The organism is Bradyrhizobium sp. STM 3557, from assembly GCF_045571465.1.
Classification (GTDB): Bacteria; Pseudomonadota; Alphaproteobacteria; order Rhizobiales; family Xanthobacteraceae; genus Bradyrhizobium.
In genome coordinates, this window is record NZ_CP120697.1 from 5,576,653 (window position 1) to 5,596,798 (window position 20,146).

A 20,146-nucleotide genomic window follows, 5' to 3' on the forward strand; every position below is an offset into this window, starting at 1 on the left:
ACGGCGCTCGGACCTTCATCGCTGGGTCCTGATCTGCGTGAGCCATTTCGGATGCGCCGCTGATCGAAAATACGAGCGGGCCGATCGCTTCCTAGCGGCCGCCATGCGCAAAACCTGTACTTTTTTGCACACTTCCGAAAACAAGCCGTGCCCTACACCACCATGCGGGAACGGGTGCGACGGCGAGCCAGATCGCGGTAGCGCGACGGCGTCATGCCGCGGCGTTCCTTGAATTTGCGATTGAAGTTCGAGATGTTCGAATAACCGACCTCGAAACAGATGTCGGTGATCGCCGTCGTCGTATCGGACAGCAGCTTGCAGGCTTCGGCAACGCGCAGGATCGTGACGTGCTCGGTGAAGGTGTTGCCGGTGTTCTTCTTGAAGAACCTGGAGAACGCAGTCTCGCTCATCCCGAACATCGATGCGACGTCGCCGAGCGCAATGTCGCGATTAAAGTTCTGGTGGATGAATCCGAGCGCCCGCTGGATCGTCGCCAGAGCGCTCAGATCGAGATTGGGCGTGAAGGTTTCCGACGACAGGATCTCGTAATCCTCGGAGACGCTCAGGAGATGTAGCAGGCGAAGAAAGTGCGACAGCCGGACGAGCGCGCTCATCCGCCCCATCTCCTCCAGCATGGCGGCGGCGACGCGCTGAGTCTCGCCATGGAAGGAGAGCCCGCGCAGGCCGCGCTTCAGGAATGAATCGACCTGCGCCAATTCCGGTAGGACCGAAGCGGCGCTTCTGATCCGCTCGGGATCGAACTGCAGCACGATGTCCCGCTGCGGGATCCGTGTGCCCGGCGCGACCACGGTGACCCAGTCGTGCGGCAGGCCGCTTCCGACAACGGTGAGGTGACCGGGTCCGAAATGGCCGATGTGATCGCCGACCAGCGCGACACCTGAGGCGTTGCGGATCAGATGGATCTCGTATTCCGGATGATAGTTCCAGACGTTGCGCTCCCAGGGATAATCGTCGCAACGCCACAAGAACGATTCCGACGGCTCGACCATGATGTGCTCGAACACCGGCGGCTTGGTCGCGAGCTTGGAGAGCGAGGCCAATTTGGTCGTCATGCGGCGCTACGTTTCTGTTGGATATTCATGCAACACAGTTCAGCGGCTCAGGGCATCGCTGACGCAGGGCATCGGCGTCCTCGTGCCCGGCAGGGTCACCTTCTCCTCGGCCGCTTCCCCCCGATTGGGACCACAGCGTGGCCACGAGGAGAGGCACCAAACTGGGCCTTACGCGCATCGGACGTTTCCTCAGCCAGTCCCAACATGTCGTTGGTGTTGTTGATGCGGCAAGCCTATTTGAGCTGCGCTGCCAAGCCAACAGCGCCTGGCGCGCGGGCGCTGCGCGGCCTGTGAAATCCGGATACGCACGGCCAGTGCTAACGCCGCATTAACCCTGCTGGCCGTAGGGTCGTTCGAACCTGCGTAAGCCCGTTTCGAGTGGCCAACATGGCGTTGCCGAACAAAAAACAGTCTCTGCCGGCAGCCGAGGAGCGCCGCCGCTTTCAGCGCGTCAGGGTCCACCTGCTCGGCCGCTACATGCTGCCCGACCGCCGGGAGTTTCCGTGCCAGGTGATCAACATGTCGCCGGGCGGGCTTGCCTTGCTCGCACCCGGCATCGGCGCGGTCGGCGACCGCGTCATCGCCTATCTCGACCATATCGGCCGCGTCGAGGGCAAGATCACCCGCATCATCGACAACGGCTTTGCGATGACAGTCGGCGCGACCGCGCGCAAGCGCGACAAGCTCGCCGCCCAGCTCACCTGGCTTGCCAACCGCGACATCCTGAATCTGCCAGAAGACCGCCGCCACGACCGCATCATCCCGCGCAACCCGATCGCCGTGCTGACGCTGGATGACGGCACCAAGATGACCTGCCGCATCATCGACATGTCGCTGTCGGGTGCCGCGATCGCCGCCGAGACCCGGCCGCAGATGAAATCGCAGGTCATGCTCGGCCGCGTGGCCGCGCGCGTGGTGCGCAATCTCGAAGACGGCTTCGCCATCGAGTTCGTGCATCCGCAGCGTGCCGATACGCTCGAAGAAAGCGTTACCGCGCGGTAAAGCCGCCGGTCCTGTTTTTCCCGCAATTTTCCGGATAGGGCGGCACCCATTTTTCGCGGCGCCGGCGTTATCGTGCCGCGTTCTCGCCCCGGCCAGCAGGGTTAACGCAAGCGTTTTCTTGCGCCCATAAACGCTGCCATTCCAGTCTTTCGCGACTTAATGCATCGCATTTGAATCAATTGCAGATGTCTCGCATTTTAGCCGAATTCGATTCAAGCTTATCTCGACTTAGTGCTTGTTTTTACTAGCATTTGTCTCGACTTTGCTTCGAGCACTTAGCGTGGGCGCAAAATCTTTATGCGACACATGGTCCCAACGAAAACGGGGGCCACAATGTTCAAACGGACGGGACAGGGCAGTAAAGGATTGGCGATCGTCGCCCTGTTGCTGGGAATGGGGACCGCAGCACATGCCGGCGAGGAGCGTGTGCTGTATGCGAGCCTCGGCGATACCACAAGGGCGCCGATCGGCTGGATCGAATTCTGCTCCGATAATCCGGAGGAGTGCCGTGGCGGCGCCTCTCAGCCGCGCGACATCGTGCTGTCGCAGACGGCCTGGCGTGATCTGTCGAAGGTCAACCGTTGGGTCAACGAGAACGTCAAGCCGATGACCGACATGGATCATTGGGGCGTGATCGAGAAATGGTCGCTGCCGACGGACGGCTACGGCGACTGCGAGGATTACGTGCTGCTGAAGCGCAAGCTGCTGATCGATGCCGGCTGGCCGCGCGAGGCGCTGCTGATCACCGTGGTGCGCGACCGCAAGGGCGAAGGCCATGCGGTGCTGACAGTGAAGACCGACAAGGGCGAGTACGTCCTCGACAATCAGAACGAGAACGTCGTCGCCTGGACCGAGACCGGCTACCGCTTCGTCAAGCGGCAGTCGCAGAGCGATCCCAATGTATGGGTTTCGCTCGGCGATGGTCGCCCGGCAGTGGCCACGGCGAGTGCCAAGCAACCTTACAGGTAACACTGAACCGTCAGAACAGGATTGAGTTACGCGACCCGGTCACATCCCCACCCCTCCCCGTCCCAGACCGGTTCGCGCGCGGCCAGGCTCCCCCAAGCCTGGCCGCAACTTTTTTCGGCCTTGCTTTCGGCGTAAGAGGCGAATTCGCCCGGCGGCCAGGGGGCCGGCCTTGAATTTCACCATCTCATACGTCTTAGGTGGTTGGCATGATGATATTGCGATGCGCCATGCTGCTCGCCGCAGCGCTCACCCTGTCGAACTGCTGCCTGTCATCGAGCGGCTGCAACGGGCCGCTCGCGCTGAACACAGCCCCTTCTCCTGCCGCGGCGGCGGTCGCGGCCGCACCAGGCGCATGGGACGGGCTGAGCGAGCAGCCGGCCGCAGATACTGATGCCACGGTCGATGTGACCTCGCCAAAGAAGCAGCCCCGGCGGAGCAGAACTGCGAGCGTCGATGCCATGTCGTCCCAGTCGGCCAGAGGCTCTCGCGCGGATCTGAGCTGGGACGAGCAGCAGGCGGCCGACCGGGCCGACGATGCCCGGCTGAGGCAGAAGCTGATCATCTGCAAGAACTGCTCCGCCTCGCAGTGATTTCGAGCCTTTGACCTGCGATCTGCCGGGCCCGCTTCGCCCTGCCCGGCCGAGGTCTCGCGGCCGGACCTGCGTGCTGCCATGCAGTAGCTGCCGTCCGGGAACAATGGCAGCTTCGGCCTTAAGGGCTTGCAAGCCCCTGATTTTTCCAATTTGCTGACGGAATTCACGCTTCCGGCGCGAACATGGCGCTGCCGCGTGCGTTGAACTTGTTTGAGCTTCTTTTGCTTTCCACATCCGGCAAGGCATCAAAGGGACCGTTTCAAGGCTTTTCGAGGTGGGTGGGTCTTCATGAATCCGCTGACACGTGAGACCGGACCTTCCGCTCACAAATCGGGCGCGTTCACCCTCAGCGGTTCACAGCCGATCGCGCTTGCTGCCGCGGCGCTGCTCCTTCTGATACTCGGCGTCGTCGCTGTCGCGTTGACCCGCGCATATACCGGCACCTCGCCGGAGGCCGATCGCGCCAGCGCCCTCCACCAATTGCAAGCCCGCACCACCCGCGCGTCCGAGCAGCTGGTCGAAAGGACCAAGGGATTGGAGGCGACGCAGCAGGAATCGATCGATCAGCTACAGATGGTGCAGGATCAACTCCAGACCGTCAGGCGCCTGCTCGCCGCCCAGCAGGCCGACACCAGGCACTTGTCCGATCAGGTCGCCGCGCTGAAGGAGTCGGTCGACGGGCTGCGGCAATCCTTTGCCAGCGCCCAGACCTCCGAGCCGTCTTCGCCGGCGCCGACGCGCAACCGATCGCTTCGCGCCCGCGCCCATGCCGGAGAAAGCGCGCATCGTCGTCGCCGCAGCCGGTCCTGACGCGACACGCGCAGGGAATGCTTTGCGGCGGCGATGGGCGATGGCATCTGGAAGTAGTTAGTTGTCCGCGCCGGCAATCTTTAAGCGACGTTTGCGTGATCCTGTGACAGTGTCAGGAGGTAGCAAATCAGTAAAAGTCCCCACCGAATTTTCCCGGCTCTTTGTGAACTGCTTCACAGAAGACCGCGGCATTTCGGTCCATGCTGATGTCACCGGATGGCAGCCAATTTCAGGATGGCGCAGGGCCAATTTCAATATCCGGGGCTGGCAAGGTCGTTGGCGTCATACTGCGCCGACGGCCTTGTTTTTTCTGCCCCGATTCCCGCTCTCGGCTTTTCGCGACACGCGGATTTATTCCGCCCTGATCGACCAAAAATTCTGGTCCGGCGGTGACTTGCGCTTGCAAAGGATTCTTTGCTGAATGCTTCCCCGTGATTGTACGGAGGAGCTGCCAATGACTGCCGAGCCATTGCTGACACCAGATGCCATCGGACTGACAAAGACCGCGCCGTTCTCGCGCCGGGGCTTCATGACCGCCTCTGCCGCTGTTGCGGCCGGCTACACGCTCGCCGCGGGGCCGGTTCGGGCCGACGTCATCACCACGGATACCAACGGACTCAATGCCGGCGATGCCAAGGTCAAGGTCGCGGACGGCGAGATGCCGGCCTATTTCGCACGCCCGGCCAGCGCCAGCAATCCGCCGGTCATCCTGGTGGCGATGGAGATCTTCGGCCTGCACGAGTACATCAAGGACGTGACGCGGCGGCTGGCCAAGCTCGGCGCCTTCGCGGTGGCCCCTGATTACTATTTCCGCAAGGGCGTCGATCTCACCAAGATCACGGATATCCAGCAATTGCTGCCACTGGTGAATGCCAAGCCGGATGCGGAGCTGCTGTCCGATCTCGACAGCACCGTCGCCTGGGCGAAGTCGCAGGGCGGCGACACCTCCCGCCTTGGCATCATCGGCTTCTGTCGCGGCGGCCGCACGGTATGGGAATACGCCGCGCACTCACCCGAGCTGAAGGCGGGCGTGGCGTTCTATGGTCCGCCCGTCGATCCCCCCAATCCCGTCTGGCCGAAAAGCCCGAACCAGCTTGCGCCCGAGATGAAGGCTCCGGTGCTCGGTCTCTACGGTGAGGCGGATACCGGCATTCCGGTCGCGAGCGTCGAGGCGCTGAAGGAAGCGCTCGCCGCCAACAAGAAGACGGCCGAGTTCAAGATCTATCCCGGCGCGCCTCACGGCTTCCACGCCGATTATCGCGCGAGCTATCGCAAGGAAGCGGCCGAGGATGCCTGGAATCGAATGCAGGCCTGGTTCAAGAAATACAACGTGCTGAGCTGACAAGTCGTCTTCGCGACAGATGCAATTTGCGTTGCGCGGAGATCATCTTCGAGCGAACAGGACGACAGCGCTACCCGGCCGCTCCGCCGGGTGGCGCGCTCCGCAAGGATGCTAACCGCGACGGGCCTTGCTGTCACGTGGCCTGGCACGCACGGGCTTGGGCACCGGCTGCTTCGACAGCATACCGGCAAGCACCGCGCCGATGACACCGATGAAGATGGCAAGTCCTGGGATTGCAAGTGGTGTCATCATGATCACGGTCCATTGTTAGTCGCGAGCTACCAGCTCTCTCGATAGAGATCCTGGTGCATGCGCACCAGGATCGAATGAAGGGCTGATCCAGCGCCAGATGGCGCGATCAGCCGACGGATCACTCGCACACCTGCTCACTGCGATAGCGCCAGCCATACGGCGTGCGCACACGGTGGCGTACGATGTAGCAGCTCTCCCCGTAACCGTAGTGGCTATAGGCATAGTCGCCAACGTATGGATAGTAGCCGTCATAGCCGTAATAGGGATACCCAACGCCGAATCCGAGCACGAAGGCCGGGCCGAAGCCGTGGTGATGGAAGCCGCCATGATGGAAACCGCCGAAGCCTCCGCCGTGAAATCCACCCATACCGCCGCCGTGAAATCCGCCGGCCGCCAAGCCACCGTGGAATCCGCCGCCACCAAAGCCTCCGCCATGAAATCCGCCGCCGAAGCCGCCGTGACCACCACCACCGAAGCCGCCACCACCACCACCGCGCGCTGAGGCGACCTGCGGGGTCACTACAGCCAGGGATGCGGCTGCCGCCAAAGCCATCATGAACTTACGCATCGACACGTCTCCAGATTCAGTACGTCGCAACGATTCTGTTCATCGCGATCGTTGTTTTACTTAGGTCTGAATTGGACCGTGCGCCGCGAAATCCAGCTCACTTATGCGCGACGAAATTGCAACATTGCTGCAACATTCAGCATCCTCGGCAGATGCCTTTCAACTTGCGGTCGACTGTCTTGTTTTCCTCGGCGATTGCCGCGTCCGCATTGCCATCGCCTGCACCGCGTCCCGATCCCGTGGTGACACCGGAGGACTGCGCGGTGCCGGCGCTGTTGGTCCCGGGCGGCGGCGGTGTCGCAAGCTTAGACGAGTTACCCGCCCCGCTTGGATCATTTCCCGAATTGGTGAGGCCGGCGGCGTTACCCGGCCCGGACGGCACGCCGCTGACGCCAGACGATCCGGCGCCGGCGGTCCCTGCGCTTGGGGTGCCGACCGCGCTGGGGCTTCCGGCCGACGGGCCGCTTGCTGCGCCGCCGGCCGCAGCACCCGCGCCGCCGGCTCCTCCTCCGCCAGCACCGCCACCTCCACCTTGCGCAAGAGCGACTGAAGCGCCCGCGAGAAACGCAACGGCAACGCCTGTGGAGAGCGATAATCTGGTCATGGGACGATCTCCCTTTGTCCTTTCAACCTTCGTGACCACCGCTCGTTCCGGAACGATATCGCTCCGAGGACGATTGATGGGCAGGGCCAAGGAGGATGCAGAGCACCATGACGACCGACCCCGATCCGTTCGAGCAAGGTGAGCGTGCCGCGCGCGAGAATATTCCCGCCGAAGCCAACCCGTATCAGGAAGGCAGCGAGCAATACGCGTTGTGGGCAAGCGGCCACGAGCGGGTGGCAAGCGCGAGGGACGCCGACGAGGGCGAAGGAACTTGACGTCGCGTGCGCGGACTCGGCACGCTGACCATACCGGACTGATGCTGCGCCCCATTGCTGGCGCAGCGGTTTGTGCAGCGCGCGAAGCTCCGCTCAGCCGATCTTCTTCAAGCCCTTCCGATAGTGCGGTCCCTTGGCGATGTAGGAGCGCGCGGCAGCCCCCATGCGTTCGACCTGCGCAGGCTCCAGCGTGCGCACCACGCGCGCCGGTGCGCCGACGATCAGCGAATGCGGCGGAAACTCCTTCCCTTCGGTGACAACAGCCCCGGCGCCGACCACGCTGCCGCGTCCGATCCGGGCGCCATTCATCACGATCGAACCCATGCCGATCAACGCATCGTCCTCGATCGTGCAACCATGCACGATCGCGTTGTGGCCGATCGTGCAGTTCTTGCCGATCCGCAGGGGATAGCCGGGATCGATATGGCAGGTCGCATTGTCCTGGATGTTCGAGCCTTCGCCAATCTCGATCTGGTCATTGTCGCCGCGCAGCACGGCGCCGAACCAGATGGTGACTGCACTGGCGAGGCGGACGCGTCCGATCACCGTCGCATTGTCGGCAATGAAGTAGTTGCCGTCACTGGGAAGTTCGGGCGCCTGCCCGTCGAGCTCGTAGATGGCCATCGCGCGTCTCCTCTGTCGAGGCGACATTGGCACGGCGCGAGATGCGTTTTCAAGAAAAGCGGGCCTGAGCGCCGATGAAGGAGGATTGAAGTTCCGCGTTCAGACCAGCAATCCGGCGGCGCGCAGCGTCATCACGAAGAAGGTGCCGGACATCATGCTCCAGAAGCCCGCGATGACGGTCGCCATCATCACGAATTCGAAGCGGCGCCGTTCGATGCGCGCGCCACGCAAGGTGTTTCGCATGATGATGAAGGGGGCCGCAAACACCAGGAATGGCACCGCCGCGAACCGTTGCTGGGTGACGCCCTGCTGCAAGAGCTCGAAGCCGGCCGGCCGTTCCGCGAAGGCCTGGTAGCCGCTTGCCAGGGCGCCGGCCAGCGCAAAACCGATGCAGAGCGAGAACAGGGAATTCAACGCTTCAGGCGACATCGGACTCGATCCACGCATACAAAACTGACCGCCTTCCTTTCGCAGAAAACGACCGCCGGCGCCACATCATCCTTAAGAAACGGTTAATGCGCGCCGCGCGTTTGGCGCGGGCGTCAATACCGGCAAAGACCTGCAGGAGCTCTGGGTCCGTGGCATAGTCCACCTGATTCGCGAGCGACGGAACGCGCCCCTTCATGACGATGTTTTCGGCCCAACAACGCAGCACACCGCGCTGGCATGCCCATGGTCATGCGGTGCAGATGGCGATCGGCGCCCTGCTCGCGTCAGTCGCAATCGCCGTTGTCGCCTATCTGCTGTGGCCGACCTGGGGCGTTGTGCCGGCAAGCGGACCGGATCGCCTGCCGGTCAGCGTCGGGGATACGCTGTTCAACGTGCCGACATCAGCGGTTCGCATGAAGATCCAGCGCCACTCCGGACCACAGGAGCGCGTCGATCTCAGCTTCGACTTCCCCTCGCTGCAACCGCCGGCAGCGCCGAAGCATGTCAGTGCCGAGCAGGTGGACGAGCTGCCGCAGCCGATTGACCGCATCTTCGTCTCGATCGCGGCGCATCACGATGCGACGGCGCCGGAGGCGCGGCTTCGCACCATCTATCCGCGCTACCTCGCGCCCGAAGCAATACCGGTTCAGGATGGGCTGACCATGCGCAGCTTTCGCGCCGGGACACCTTATGACGCCGAGGACCTGTTCCTGGCCGAGCAACCGCTGCTCGCCGCGCGCTGCACCCGCGACGGCAGAACGCCCGGCATGTGCCTCGCCGAGCGCCGCATCGACGGCGCCGACCTCACCTTCCGCTTTCCGCGCAGCTGGCTGTCAAGCTGGCGCGACGTTGCCGCAGCCATCGAGCGGCTGACGGCGCAACTTCACAGCGCCAAGGGATAGAGCAGCAAGGAATAGAGCAGCAAGCGCCGGCGCGCGCGAAAGGATAGCGCGATCGGCACGCGCGCGGTTATGAGCTGCTGCGCGCGCCGCAATGACATTCCGAGTGGCCTATTCGACCAGATCGTCCTCGAGGATCGCCATCTGGAACTGGAACGAGCGATCGTCATCCTCGTCATCGACGAACAGCACGCCGATGAACTCCTCGCCGATATAGACCTCGGCGGAATCGTCCTTCTTCGGCCGCGGCACCACGCGGATCTTGGGATTGCCGAACACGCGTTTGAGGTACGCGTCTAGCTTCCTGACTTCCTGAACGTCCACGGGTCGTCTCCAATCGGCAGCGAGTTTCGGAATATTAGGACGCGATGCGCAGCTCGCGCCCTGAACTCAACAATCTCGTCCGCTGCAGCTGCGATATCACCTGCAACGCTGGACGGACTTTGAATGAAACGCCGTGGATGCTGCTTCCCACCCTCGAAACAAATTCGACGACGGTCAAATCCACAGCGGGCCTCGTCTCGTCGCACGAAATCCGCGTGATGAAAAGTCTTGACCTTCTGCGGCGGGTTCAAAGTCCGATCGCGCTGATCATCTGGTCCATGGTGCGCGACGGCTCCGCGCAGCCCGCCTCACCAACAATCTTGGCTGGCACGCCTGCAACAGTCACGTTGTTGGGCACCGGCTTCACCACCACCGATCCGGCGGCAATGCGCGCGCAATGGCCGACCTCGATGTTGCCGAGCACCTTGGCGCCGGCACCAATCAGCACGCCATAACGAATCTTGGGATGACGATCCTCGTTCTCCTTGCCGGTGCCGCCGAGCGTCACGCCGTGCAGGATCGAGACGTTGTCCTCGATGACCGCGGTCTCGCCGCAGACGAAGCCGGTGGCGTGATCGAGGAAGATGCCGCGACCTATTCTGGCAGCAGGATTGATATCGGTCTGGAACACCGCCGAGGAACGGCTCTGCAGGTAGAAGGCGAAATCCTTGCGGTTCTTGCGCAGCAGCCAATGCGCGAGACGATGCGTCTGCAGCGCGTGGAAGCCCTTGAAATAGAGCAAGGGATCGATGAAGCGGGAGGTCGCAGGGTCGCGGTCATAGACGGCGACCAGATCGGCGCGGAAAGCGTGGCCGAGATCGGGCTCCTCCCGCAGCGCTTCATCATAGGTCTGTCGGATCAGGTCGCCGGAGAGCGCCGCATGATCCAGCCGATCGGCGAGACGATGCACCACCGAATCTTCCAACCTGTCGTGATGCAGCACAGTCGAATAGATGAATGTGGCCAGCTCCGGCTCGCGGCGGACGATCTCTTCCGCCTCGCTGCGGATGCGATCCCAGATCGGATCAAGCGCTGCGACTTTGCCGCCCTGCGGATGGGTCTGATGCACGGCCATGGCTCTCTCACGGGTTCGATAGGCAGCAATTATAACATGGGAGGCCGATAAGAGTCCTTCAAACGAGCAATGCAAAGGTCGGCATTCCCGGGCGCCGCCCGTGAATTGACACATTCCATCCGCCAGCATGAGACACGTTCATCTGCCGCCGTCGGCTCAAAGTGGTCGGCAGGAACCGAAATTCAAGCCGGGCGACCGGTGCTTTTTTGTCCGGCCGCCTCCCGGTGTTCGGAATGGACAGATTTTTCTGCCCGGAGAAGCCCGGAGGCGGTCAGGCTTTACCGGCCATCGCTCTGCGACTATTGGTGAATATCCACCGGGCCGGTTTTTTGGCGACGGTGGTCGAAATGGGGGACGTCGGCATCAGCAACACGCAGATCCTGCCCGCACGCTCGGCAGAGACCGGTTCGGTCTGGATCGCCGTCGTCATCATTCCGCTTTTCCTGATCGCGCCTGCCCTGTGGAACGGCTATCCGCTGCTGCAGTGGGACACCGGCGGCTATCTGGCGCGTTGGTATGAAGGCTATCTGGTGCCGAGCCGGTCGACGGTGTTCGGGCTATACCTCCATTTCGGCGAAGGCACCGGATTCTGGATCAATCTCGGGCTTCAGGCGCTGGCGACGCTCTGGATCCTACAATTGACATTGCGGGTGCTCGGCCACGGTCAGCCGCTGCGGCTGCTTTGGATCGGGTTGCTGCTGATCACGACCACCGCCCTGCCCTGGCTCGCCAGCATGCTGCTGACGGACATTTTCGCGGGGCTTGCCGTGCTCGCCCTGTTCATCCTGGTCACGCAAACGGACCGTATCACGGCGCTAGAGAAATGGGTGCTGTTCGGCTTCACAGCCTTCGCCTCCGCCACTCACAGCGCAACGCTCGGCGTGCTGCTTGGGCTGTGCTGCGCAGGCCTGATCGCACGGCCATTTCTCCGCGACAGGATCACGCTCGCGAGCCTCATGCAGGGCGGCGCGAGCCTCATTGCGGGTGCAGGCATGCTGCTCGCCGCAAACTATGCACTTGCCGGCCAGCTCGCCTGGACTCCTGGCGGCGTCGGCGTCGCTTTCGGCCGTATGCTCCAGGACGGCATCGTGACGAAATATCTCAACGACCACTGCCCGCAGCTGGAATTGAAGCTCTGCCCCTATCGCAACGCGCTGCCGCCCACCGCCGACGACTTCCTTTGGGGCAACAGCATGTTCAACACGCTCGGCCGCTTCGAAGGCATGAATGACGAGATGGGCTATATCGTCATTCACTCGCTGCAGGATTATCCGCTCTGGCAGGTAGAAGCGGCTGTCGCCACGACGGTCGACCAACTGCTGCACGTCGCGACCGGCGAAGGCACCAACGGCTGGCTGCCGCACACCTACGGCATCATCGACCGCTATGTCCCCTCGCAGAGCAAGCCGATGCATGCGGCGCATCAGCAGCATTGGGAGATCAATTTCGCACTGGTGAACTGGCTGCATGTGCCGGTGGCGCTCGGCTCGATGCTGGCGATGCTTGCATTGCTTGGCCATGCGATCTGGCGGCGACACCGCGATGACCTGACGCTGCTCGCTGCGACAGTGACGCTCGCATTGCTCGGCAACGCCATGATCTGCGGCGTGATCTCGGGCCCGCACGACCGCTATGGCGCGCGCATGGTCTGGATCGCCACCTTCACGGCCTTGATGGCGGCGGCACGCTATTTCGCAGGCACCGATATCGACTACGGGCGGCGCGAGAGGAAGTCGATCACGCCGGCCTTGTAGACCTTGTCGCCGACCGCACGCATGTGGTCGCGGTTTGGAATATCGAGCACCTCCGCTCCCGGAATCAGCGCGCCAAGTGCAGCCGCCGGACCCGCCACCTCGTCGGTGGTGCCGACCGCGATCAGCACGGGCACGGTGATCCGTCCTGCGTCCTCACGCGACATCAGCCCGCGCGAGCCGCGCATGCAGGCGGCGAGCGCCAGGCGATCGGACCTGGTCTGATCGGCGAACGCGCGGAAGGTCCGTCCAACCGGATCGGCCACATCGTCCAGCGACGGCGCTTCCAGCGCCAGCGCCACGTTCTCGCCTGGCCCCCCGCCCTCGATCATCGCCATGCCGATACCGCCGAAGATGGCGGAGCGCATACGCTGCGGCGACGTCAGCGCGATGTTGGCGGCGATGCGACCGCCCAGCGAATAGCCCATGACGTCGGCGCGCGGAATCCCGAGATGATCCATCAACGCGACGACGTCGCTCGCCATCTCGGGGATTGCATATTGCGCGGGGTCGTAGAGCTTTGCCGAGTCGCCATGACCGCGATTGTCGAGCGCGATGACGCGGCGGCCATCCTTGCGCAGATCGGACACCCAGGTCGGATAGACCCAGTTGACGTTCTTGCTCGAGGCAAAACCGTGCACGAGCACGATCGGATCGCCCTCGCCTTCATCGAGATAGGCGATTTCAACTGCGCCGTTATGAAAGCTCGGCATCGGCAGACATCCGCGGGGTTTGTGGAAGACAGAGACGAAACAAGGCGACGGCAGTCTAGCCGCAGGCGGGCGCGGCAGCGAGTTCAGGACCAGGAACGACCGCTGCAGCCTGCTGCGCCTGTCGCAAGCGGCGCGCCCGGCGCCTGTTGCACCAGGCCTGTGTCGCCCGCTCGGTGGTCGACTTGATCGAGCAGAGGACGCCGAACAGTGTCAGCATGGCGCCGAACAGCCAAGTCGTGAGGTTGAAGGCGCCGGCCGCAAGCAGCAGCGCGCCGCGGCCGAGCAGCTTGAGGATCGCGCGGGTCTTGCCGCCTTCGGACTCGGCAAGCCTGGCGGCGCGCGCGACATCTTTCGGGCCTTCTGCGATCTTCAGAGAATCCAGCGCGCCGCGCGTGCCGGCCTTCTCGGTGATGCGTCCGACATCCTTGGCAAGGCGCACCAGCCCGCCCGCTTTCTCGGCGCGGAAGGCCGCCTTGATGGCGCTCGCCGTCTCGCTCGGCCGGAACACCGAGCCGGTCGCCACCGCCTGCTGCAGCGCCGGCGCATCGACCACCTCGCGGGCCGAGCGGCCGGCCCATGCGGCGAGCCCCTCGCCCAGCCGACCGACCTTGCGCGCGTCCTTGACCAGCGACAGACCCGCGCGCAGCGGCGTCGCACCTCCGGCCGAAATGTAGGTCGCCGCGGTCACGGCAAGACCTGCCGTCGCAAGGCCAAGCACCAGGCGGTCGGTGTCCTCGCCGAGCGCCAGATGCTTGCCTTCACGAATGGCATCGCGGACGTCACCGAAGACGAAGAGATCGCCAGCGACCGTGCCAGTGAGGCTCGCGACATCATCGGCGGTCCCGGTGAAAAGGCCGCTGGCGAAGCGTTTGGCGACATGAGCAGCGGAACTTTCCTCGGCGACGGCGTCGCTGACGCGACGTTTCAGCTCGTCGCTCACGGCGATATGTCTGTCCTGCGCGAGCGTGATGAAACTGTTGGCCAGATCGGCATCTCCGGCCACGAGCGCGGCTTCAATATTCCCTGTGATCGCGGCCTGATCGTGCTGCAAGGCCGAATCGAGCTGCAGATCGGCGAGGCGCGCTGGATCGTCCTGCGCGGCCAGCACCGCACCTGCATGGTAGGCATGCGGCCACACCGCCGCGCCGACGGCAAGGCTGATGGCCAACCCGGCCAGACCCGTGCTGATTCGTCCTCGCATCACGTCGAATTGCGCTCCTCTGCGCGCTGAACATAATGTGCAGATACCAAGACACAACGGCCCCGACGAAAGGAGGGCTTCTCGGCTGAACAGAGATTGTGTCGAATCTCGATCGCGAAAATAAAATAACGACATGAGCCGCACAGGACTCATGGTTCCCGCCACTAGGAAACCGCACCATCCGCCAGTATGGTGCGCGCTGTTTCATGGCGCCGTACCAGATCGAGAGCGCTGTGTCGATTGTGTTCGCTCCCGTTGCCACTCAAGGTGAATTCGATGGCCGATAGCATCGTTCCGCACTTCCACAATGATGCCGGAGTTCCCGTCATCGAGATCGGCTCGCATGAGTTCATGTGCGTGGGCGCCAATCCGCCGTTCGACCATCCGCACGTCTTCCTTGATCTCGGCAACGACAAGGAGATCATCTGCCCGTACTGCTCGACGCTGTACCGTTTCGCATCGGACCTGGCCGCCGGTGAAGCCCGGCCGCCGGAGTGCGTGCTGAAGGACGTCGCCTGATCTGGACGAGTTCGGAGCAGGAGTGGCGGCGTCTCGCACCATTTTCATCGCGGGCGCGGGAATCGGGGGCCTGACGGCGGCACTGGCGCTGGCCACCAAGGGCTTTCGCGTGGTGATGCTGGAGAAGGCCGAGCGGCTCGAGGAGGTCGGCGCCGGCCTGCAGCTTTCGCCCAATGCCAGCCGTGTGCTGATCGATCTCGGCCTGAAGCCGCGGCTGGCCGCGCGCGCGGTCGTTCCCGAAGCCGTCAGCATCATGAGCGCGCGGGCCGGCGGCGAGATCGCGCGGCTGCCGCTCGGCGAAGCTGCAACCCAGAGGGCCGGCGCACCCTATTGGGTGATCCACCGCGCCGACCTCCAGGCTGGTCTCTTGGCCGAGGTCAAGGCCCATCCCGACATCGAGCTGCGCCTGGGCTGCCAGTTCGAGGAAGCCACCGCCCATGCCAAGGGCCTCACCGTGGTCCAGCGCAGCGGCAATCACCGCCGGCAGGACGTCGCCGTGGCCCTGATCGGCGCTGACGGCGTGTGGTCGACGGTTCGCCACCAGCTGTTTCCGCATGCCGGCGCGCAATTCTCTGGCCTGATCGCCTGGCGCGGCACGCTCGAAGCGCGGCAATTGCCGCGCGAATTGGCGTCCGCCCGCGTCCAGCTCTGGATGGGTCCGGATGCGCATCTGGTCGCCTATCCGATCTCGGGCGGCCGCCAGATCAATGTGGTTGCGGTCGTGCCCGGCACCTGGAACCGGCCGGGCTGGAGCACGGAAGGCAGCGCCGCCGAGCTCAAGAACGCCTTCGCCTCCCCGCATTGGCCGGGCGCGGCGCGGATGCTGCTGAATGCGGTCGATGGCTGGCGCAAATGGGCGCTGTTCGGCGTGCCGGACAGTGGCGCGTGGGTCAACGGCGCGATCGCGCTGCTCGGCGACTCGGCCCATGCCATGCTGCCATTCGCCGCCCAGGGCGCCGGCATGGCGATCGAGGATGCCGCGGTGCTGGCGAAAACCTTGAGCGAGAGTCGGCTCGACGGCGCGGCCGGTGTCGCCGCGGCATTGAAGGCCTATGCCGCGCTGCGCCGGCCCCGGGTCGGCAAGGTCCAGCGCGCGGCGCGCAGCCAGGGGCGGATCTACCATCTGGCCGGGCCGATGGCGCTGGCGCGCGATCTCACCATTCAGGCGCTCGGCCCGCAGCGGCTGCTGGCGCGGCAGAGCTGGATCTACGATTGGCGGCTGTGACGCTGCCGTATCTGATCAATAGGTCGAGCCGTCCTTCGGCAAGGTCGACGCCGGCGCACCTGACCGATCAGGCTTGGCGGAACGTGCGGGCTTGCCCGGCTTTGCCGCCGCGGTCTTCGCAGCCGTGGTCTTGGCCGCCGCTGGCGGAGGCGGCGTCTCCACGCATTTGTTCTTCTGCCACGCCTCCTCGGCAAGCTGCGTCTGGCCGCGCACGGCAATGTAGTCGTTGCGATAGGCGAGCTCGGAGACAACAGCCCCTCCGGCGCCGGTTTCCGCCTTGGCCATCAGGCCCTGCAGCTCGGCAGACCGGTTAGCCAGCGATTTTCGCTCGGTCTCGAGCTGCTTGCAGTCGTAGAGGTCGTATCTGGCCGGATCGGCGAAGGCCGTCGACATCGAGTCGCTCATGCCGGCGCAGCCGGCGAGCGCAGGACACAACAGCACCAGCAGCGCAGCGAATGTGGCGCCGCGGATGGCCCGCGCGCGTTGGGAATCAGAAGCGATCATCCGGCCTCAATAGTGCATCACCCTTAAGACATCGTCTCAGGTCCGGCCCGCCGCATGCCGGTTCTTAAAAGGTCGCGAGCGAACAACGATATAGCGCCCGATCGCGACATCATTTCGCAGGCTTGGCGCCTTTCGCAGAGCACCTGCTAATGTCCAGATTGAGGCTTTACCGGGGCAGCACGGCTGGCTTAAGCATAGGGCGAGCTCGGAAAGCACTGATCGCCTCATTCCCTTTCCGCGAATGAAGCGCTAAGTCTCTGATCTCAAAAGCGGACGTGGCGGAATTGGTAGACGCAAGGGACTTAAAATCCCTCGATGGCAACGTCGTGTGGGTTCGAGTCCCACCGCCCGCACCAGCAGATGCCATGCGCCTGCGCACCAAGCCCTGCTGCAGGTGTCCATCGGCTTGCGCTTCGGTCAGAGCCTCATGCCCTTGCAGCATCGAGCAGCCATTGCCGTGCCGCATCCCCGTCCAGAACATCGGGCTTTCCGGGACTGCCGATATCAATCCGGCACCGTATGAGGGTTTCGAAGCCGACGGGACCGCGCAGGTCGGCGCCGCACAACTGTGTATCATCGAAAAATGCTCTGTCGAAGTTGCTGCGCGCCAGCACGGCACCACGAAGATCAGCACCGCTGAGATCAGCACCTCTCAGATCGGCCGCCTCGATACGGGCCCCGGTCAACGTTGCATCGACAAAGCTGGCGCGCCGAAGATTCGCGCCTTCAAGACGTGCATTGCTCAGATTGGCGTAGTCGAGCATGGCCTTGACCATGGCAGCGCCGGACAAATCCGCACCTGTGAATTGAGCGGAGGCGAGATTGCTTCCCGACAGATCGGCACGGGGCAATACTGCGCCCGAGAAGTCGGCCCCCGGAATCTCCGCATTGGTCAGCTCGACGGCTGGTAGTTCAGCGGCATGAAAATCCAGATCCTCTGCGACGAGTTTCTGACCCGACCGCCCCAGAGACTTTGCCCATCTCTGGTGGTCTTCGATCATCTTTCGAATCCGGTCCTCCATCAGGGCCATTGTCGTGCTCGGCCAAGTTCTTCCAGTGCCAAGGGCCTGCAGAAGGACGAGTTAAAACTCGGGTAAGGTCGCAAGCACGTGTGGCAGCGGAAACCGCGAGCGGCGCTCCGGCGTCCAGAAATCATAGAAGCCCTCGTTCAACTCGACGAGTTCGCCTCTTCGGGCAAGGAGGGAACGATCGCCGGACATGACCAGGATGGCATGCCCAGATACCCGCTCGAGCAAGGCAGCCACATCGGCAATCATCACGTCTCGCGCCGTCGCCGCGTCGCCCTTATCAATCGTAAACAAGATCGAAACCGTCGGCGAGAAGCCGACTTCGTCACGAATGAGATCGCGTGTGATGGGATGTACTCCGGTCACAACCGCTTTCACGCCCTGCTTTTCGACGGACCTTCCATCACCAAGAAAGCCCCGTTCGGCCACCAGCAGGCTGACAATCTCGGGGATTCCCACTTCGGTATCGATATAGAGTGAGTAATCAAGCGACATCGCAGGACTGCCTTTCAAAAGAGGTCGGATACCTGTCCGTTCTTCACCACCAAAACCTGCTCCAGGCCAGGAATCGGATGATCTCTGAACTGGGCTTGAAGTGCCTCGCTGTCTCCACCCCAATCGTCAAGGTTTAGCACCACTCTGTTGGTCTGCTTTTTCTCAACAACCTTGCCTTCCACCTCCGACCAGATACCCCGAGGCTTCTTGCCGGGTCCTGGGGCGTAGTTGTCGAAAATTTCGCCCTCGACCTTGTAGTCCGGGTTTGTGCCATTCGGCTGCTTGCCCGGATTTTGCTCCACCTTATAACCGTTCCGAGCTAGCGTTTCGGCCGACTCATTCTCGCGCTGCAAGCTGCGCTGCGTCGCGGCATCATCTTGTGGCCTGACTTTGGTTGGTCGTCCCGACGGCTTCCCGCCCTTCGTCCCCGTCGGAGTCACCTTGCCTTTCGCGGGTAGCGGTTTGGGCTCCGGCTTGGGTTCAGGCTTGGGCTCCGGTTTTGGCTCGGGCTTGGGCTCCGGTTTGGGCTCGGGCGGTTTCGGCTCCGGCGGTTTCGGTCCGCTCTTTTGCTTGGGCAGGAACTTTCCCGCAACCTTGGTCAGCAGGGCAACGAAAGCGGCGACCCCGATCAGCGCGATGACGTCGGCAAGCTTTCGTGCCGCGTTATCGAGATCAGCCGGGCTTGAAGCGCCGATGGTCAACTTGAAGATATCGATCAACTCGCCAAGGATGTGAAAGACGACCGTCCCGAGCATCCACAGGCCGAACCCCAGCAGGAAGGCATCGATCACCTCGCTGACACCGAAAAAGTGACCGGCAGCCCACAGCGCCAAGGTCCCTGCCATCATGGCGAGCGGGACCGGCTGCAGCAGCGCCATGAACTCTGCCTTCATCTGGCCTGGCAGATAGTTCGGTACCCTCTTGAGGACCTCGATGAACCGATCTTCGAGGCCGGCCGGGACGGTGTTTGCCGGAGCGGTCGGAGGACCCACAAAGCTCTGCTGCTGCGGCGTCGGCGGAATCGTCGGCGAGAACGACAGGATGTTTGCGCCGGTGCTGCCGGCGGCCACGCCGCTGCCTGCTAGGCTCGGCCGCGTCCCAGCTATGCGCGTCATCGAGCTCTGAGCCGATGTCCGCGCGCTGCTCGGCCGAGCATCGAGCCGCGCCAGAGTGTGACGGATCTGCACGGCTTGCGACGGGCTCGTCATATTGACATGACTGCTCGTGTCGATGACCCGCGGCACCCGTACAGCCACATATCGCCGGTGTTGGAGCTCTCGTGCCAGCAAGGATGCGACCTCGTGATCGCCATGTCGATCGCAGGAGAATCCGGTGAGCGTCAGGTAGTAGCGGCGCAGCTTGGAAAGCTCGCACGCATCCCGCTCGAAGCTCCTGAGCGCCTCTTCGAGTTCACCGATTCCATAAGCCAAGAGATTGTCCGGCACGACGGCGCCGAAGAAGTCTCGCGGGCCGATCAGCAGGGTCGTAAGACCCGCATCCAGCTTCAGATAGTCCCGTGGAGGGAGCCTGCCTCGCATGAAGCGGTCATTCCAAATGGCGTGGTCGACAACAGCCTATGCGGTCTGAGCGAAGTCTACGCGGACGCAGCAAGCATGCTTCGAATGAAGCCGAGCCCGTAAGGGATGAATGCGGCACGCGTGCGGCGAGCACCGTACATCATTCACCAGCGTCGGTCAGGTCGATGACGCATCAGAACTAATTGATTGACCTCGTTCGTTCGAGTGACCCGCGCAGCGGAGTCCCTTGCAGTTGCTCATGTCGAGCCACCTCGAGCGGCCGACCATTGCTGAAACCCACTCGATGCATACGTCCAGGGAGAAGTCTATTCGCACGACATTTCAGTCCTGTTT

Annotated in this window: 26 protein-coding genes and 1 tRNA gene; 13 read left to right on the forward strand and 14 right to left on the reverse strand. The window is 63.3% G+C overall.

What is annotated here, in order from left to right; translation table 11 throughout:
- Positions 1–152: 152 nt before the first annotated feature.
- Positions 153–1,073, reverse strand: a complete 921-nt coding sequence (locus tag P6U24_RS25710) for an AraC family transcriptional regulator (protein ID WP_407155262.1) — start codon at positions 1,071–1,073, stop codon at positions 153–155.
- Positions 1,074–1,460: 387 nt separating this feature from the next.
- On the opposite strand from P6U24_RS25710, the gene P6U24_RS25715 reads away from it, so the two are divergent.
- The 6 genes from P6U24_RS25715 (at position 1,461) to P6U24_RS25740 (ending at position 5,789) form a co-directional block, all read left to right on the forward strand.
- Positions 1,461–2,075, forward strand: coding sequence for a PilZ domain-containing protein (locus tag P6U24_RS25715; RefSeq protein ID WP_407155263.1), 615 nt, complete (start codon positions 1,461–1,463; stop codon positions 2,073–2,075).
- Positions 2,076–2,408: 333 nt separating this feature from the next.
- Positions 2,409–3,044: a transglutaminase-like cysteine peptidase gene (locus tag P6U24_RS25720; RefSeq protein ID WP_407155264.1), complete on the forward strand. Its 636-nt coding sequence runs from the start codon at positions 2,409–2,411 to the stop codon at positions 3,042–3,044.
- A gap of 206 nt (positions 3,045–3,250) precedes the next feature.
- A complete protein-coding gene (locus tag P6U24_RS25725; RefSeq protein WP_407155265.1) occupies positions 3,251–3,634 on the forward strand; it encodes a hypothetical protein in 384 nt (127 codons plus the stop codon).
- A 291-nt stretch (positions 3,635–3,925) separates the two neighbouring features.
- Positions 3,926–4,447 carry a hypothetical protein gene (locus P6U24_RS25730; protein ID WP_407155266.1) on the forward strand — a complete coding sequence of 174 codons (522 nt, stop codon included), beginning with the start codon at positions 3,926–3,928 and terminating at the stop codon, positions 4,445–4,447.
- A 61-nt stretch (positions 4,448–4,508) separates the two neighbouring features.
- Positions 4,509–4,868, forward strand: coding sequence for a hypothetical protein (locus P6U24_RS25735; protein WP_407155267.1), 360 nt, complete (start codon positions 4,509–4,511; stop codon positions 4,866–4,868).
- 108 nt (positions 4,869–4,976) lie between these two features.
- Positions 4,977–5,789 (forward strand): dienelactone hydrolase family protein, encoded by an 813-nt coding sequence (locus tag P6U24_RS25740; RefSeq protein WP_407160580.1) that lies wholly within the window; start codon positions 4,977–4,979, stop codon positions 5,787–5,789.
- A 111-nt stretch (positions 5,790–5,900) separates the two neighbouring features.
- On the opposite strand, the gene P6U24_RS25745 is transcribed toward P6U24_RS25740, so the two are convergent.
- Together P6U24_RS25745 and P6U24_RS25750 are read right to left on the reverse strand one after the other, a co-directional pair.
- Positions 5,901–6,041, reverse strand: coding sequence for a hypothetical protein (locus P6U24_RS25745; RefSeq protein WP_407155268.1), 141 nt, complete (start codon positions 6,039–6,041; stop codon positions 5,901–5,903).
- Between the two features lie 118 nt (positions 6,042–6,159).
- The gene (locus P6U24_RS25750; protein WP_407155269.1) at positions 6,160–6,408 is read right to left on the reverse strand and encodes a hypothetical protein; all 249 of its coding nucleotides are present in this window, start codon (positions 6,406–6,408) and stop codon (positions 6,160–6,162) included.
- Between P6U24_RS25750 and P6U24_RS25755 the strand changes: the two genes are divergently transcribed.
- The gene (locus tag P6U24_RS25755) at positions 6,394–6,543 is read left to right on the forward strand and encodes a hypothetical protein (protein WP_407155270.1); all 150 of its coding nucleotides are present in this window, start codon (positions 6,394–6,396) and stop codon (positions 6,541–6,543) included. The genes P6U24_RS25750 and P6U24_RS25755 overlap by 15 nt on opposite strands.
- A gap of 202 nt (positions 6,544–6,745) precedes the next feature.
- Here P6U24_RS25755 and P6U24_RS25760 read toward each other — a convergent pair whose 3' ends face one another.
- On the reverse strand, positions 6,746–7,213 hold the full coding sequence (locus tag P6U24_RS25760; RefSeq protein WP_407155271.1) for a hypothetical protein: 468 nt from the start codon (positions 7,211–7,213) through the stop codon (positions 6,746–6,748).
- 107 nt (positions 7,214–7,320) lie between these two features.
- Between P6U24_RS25760 and P6U24_RS25765 the strand changes: the two genes are divergently transcribed.
- Positions 7,321–7,488, forward strand: a complete 168-nt coding sequence (locus P6U24_RS25765; protein ID WP_407155272.1) for a hypothetical protein — start codon at positions 7,321–7,323, stop codon at positions 7,486–7,488.
- Positions 7,489–7,581: 93 nt separating this feature from the next.
- Here P6U24_RS25765 and P6U24_RS25770 read toward each other — a convergent pair whose 3' ends face one another.
- Both P6U24_RS25770 and P6U24_RS25775 read right to left on the reverse strand, forming a co-directional pair.
- Positions 7,582–8,112, reverse strand: coding sequence for a gamma carbonic anhydrase family protein (locus P6U24_RS25770; protein WP_407155273.1), 531 nt, complete (start codon positions 8,110–8,112; stop codon positions 7,582–7,584).
- Between the two features lie 99 nt (positions 8,113–8,211).
- Positions 8,212–8,541 (reverse strand): DUF6949 family protein, encoded by a 330-nt coding sequence (locus P6U24_RS25775; protein ID WP_407155274.1) that lies wholly within the window; start codon positions 8,539–8,541, stop codon positions 8,212–8,214.
- Between the two features lie 194 nt (positions 8,542–8,735).
- On the opposite strand from P6U24_RS25775, the gene P6U24_RS25780 reads away from it, so the two are divergent.
- Entirely contained in the window at positions 8,736–9,443 is a 708-nt protein-coding gene (locus P6U24_RS25780; RefSeq protein ID WP_407155275.1) for a hypothetical protein, read from the forward strand.
- A gap of 108 nt (positions 9,444–9,551) precedes the next feature.
- On the opposite strand, the gene P6U24_RS25785 is transcribed toward P6U24_RS25780, so the two are convergent.
- Both P6U24_RS25785 and cysE read right to left on the reverse strand, forming a co-directional pair.
- Positions 9,552–9,764 (reverse strand): DUF3126 family protein, encoded by a 213-nt coding sequence (locus P6U24_RS25785; RefSeq protein ID WP_024510665.1) that lies wholly within the window; start codon positions 9,762–9,764, stop codon positions 9,552–9,554.
- 247 nt (positions 9,765–10,011) lie between these two features.
- On the reverse strand, positions 10,012–10,839 hold the full coding sequence (gene cysE / locus P6U24_RS25790) for a serine O-acetyltransferase (RefSeq protein WP_407155276.1): 828 nt from the start codon (positions 10,837–10,839) through the stop codon (positions 10,012–10,014).
- Positions 10,840–11,186: 347 nt separating this feature from the next.
- Between cysE and P6U24_RS25795 the strand changes: the two genes are divergently transcribed.
- Positions 11,187–12,593 (forward strand): hypothetical protein, encoded by a 1,407-nt coding sequence (locus tag P6U24_RS25795; protein ID WP_407155277.1) that lies wholly within the window; start codon positions 11,187–11,189, stop codon positions 12,591–12,593.
- Here the strand turns inward: P6U24_RS25795 and P6U24_RS25800 are convergent.
- Together P6U24_RS25800 and P6U24_RS25805 are read right to left on the reverse strand one after the other, a co-directional pair.
- The gene (locus tag P6U24_RS25800; RefSeq protein WP_407155278.1) at positions 12,551–13,303 is read right to left on the reverse strand and encodes an alpha/beta fold hydrolase; all 753 of its coding nucleotides are present in this window, start codon (positions 13,301–13,303) and stop codon (positions 12,551–12,553) included. The two genes, P6U24_RS25795 and P6U24_RS25800, sit on opposite strands and share 43 nt — an antisense overlap.
- A gap of 55 nt (positions 13,304–13,358) precedes the next feature.
- The gene (locus P6U24_RS25805) at positions 13,359–14,504 is read right to left on the reverse strand and encodes a hypothetical protein (RefSeq protein WP_407160581.1); all 1,146 of its coding nucleotides are present in this window, start codon (positions 14,502–14,504) and stop codon (positions 13,359–13,361) included.
- A gap of 276 nt (positions 14,505–14,780) precedes the next feature.
- Between P6U24_RS25805 and P6U24_RS25810 the strand changes: the two genes are divergently transcribed.
- The gene (locus tag P6U24_RS25810) at positions 14,781–15,023 is read left to right on the forward strand and encodes a zinc-finger domain-containing protein (RefSeq protein WP_407155279.1); all 243 of its coding nucleotides are present in this window, start codon (positions 14,781–14,783) and stop codon (positions 15,021–15,023) included.
- A gap of 22 nt (positions 15,024–15,045) precedes the next feature.
- Positions 15,046–16,248 (forward strand): FAD-dependent monooxygenase, encoded by a 1,203-nt coding sequence (locus P6U24_RS25815; RefSeq protein ID WP_407155280.1) that lies wholly within the window; start codon positions 15,046–15,048, stop codon positions 16,246–16,248.
- A gap of 15 nt (positions 16,249–16,263) precedes the next feature.
- Here P6U24_RS25815 and P6U24_RS25820 read toward each other — a convergent pair whose 3' ends face one another.
- A complete protein-coding gene (locus P6U24_RS25820) occupies positions 16,264–16,752 on the reverse strand; it encodes a hypothetical protein (RefSeq protein WP_407155281.1) in 489 nt (162 codons plus the stop codon).
- A 269-nt stretch (positions 16,753–17,021) separates the two neighbouring features.
- Here P6U24_RS25820 and P6U24_RS25825 point away from each other — a divergent pair.
- Positions 17,022–17,108: transfer RNA gene (locus tag P6U24_RS25825), tRNA-Leu, on the forward strand.
- A gap of 69 nt (positions 17,109–17,177) precedes the next feature.
- On the opposite strand, the gene P6U24_RS25830 is transcribed toward P6U24_RS25825, so the two are convergent.
- The 3 genes from P6U24_RS25830 to P6U24_RS25840 are packed head-to-tail and all read right to left on the reverse strand — an operon-like array spanning position 17,178 to position 19,813.
- The gene (locus P6U24_RS25830; RefSeq protein WP_407155282.1) at positions 17,178–17,783 is read right to left on the reverse strand and encodes a pentapeptide repeat-containing protein; all 606 of its coding nucleotides are present in this window, start codon (positions 17,781–17,783) and stop codon (positions 17,178–17,180) included.
- Between the two features lie 51 nt (positions 17,784–17,834).
- Entirely contained in the window at positions 17,835–18,275 is a 441-nt protein-coding gene (locus P6U24_RS25835; protein WP_407155283.1) for a SitI3 family protein, read from the reverse strand.
- A gap of 14 nt (positions 18,276–18,289) precedes the next feature.
- The gene (locus P6U24_RS25840) at positions 18,290–19,813 is read right to left on the reverse strand and encodes a hypothetical protein (protein ID WP_407155284.1); all 1,524 of its coding nucleotides are present in this window, start codon (positions 19,811–19,813) and stop codon (positions 18,290–18,292) included.
- Between the last annotated feature and the right edge of the window lie 333 nt (positions 19,814–20,146).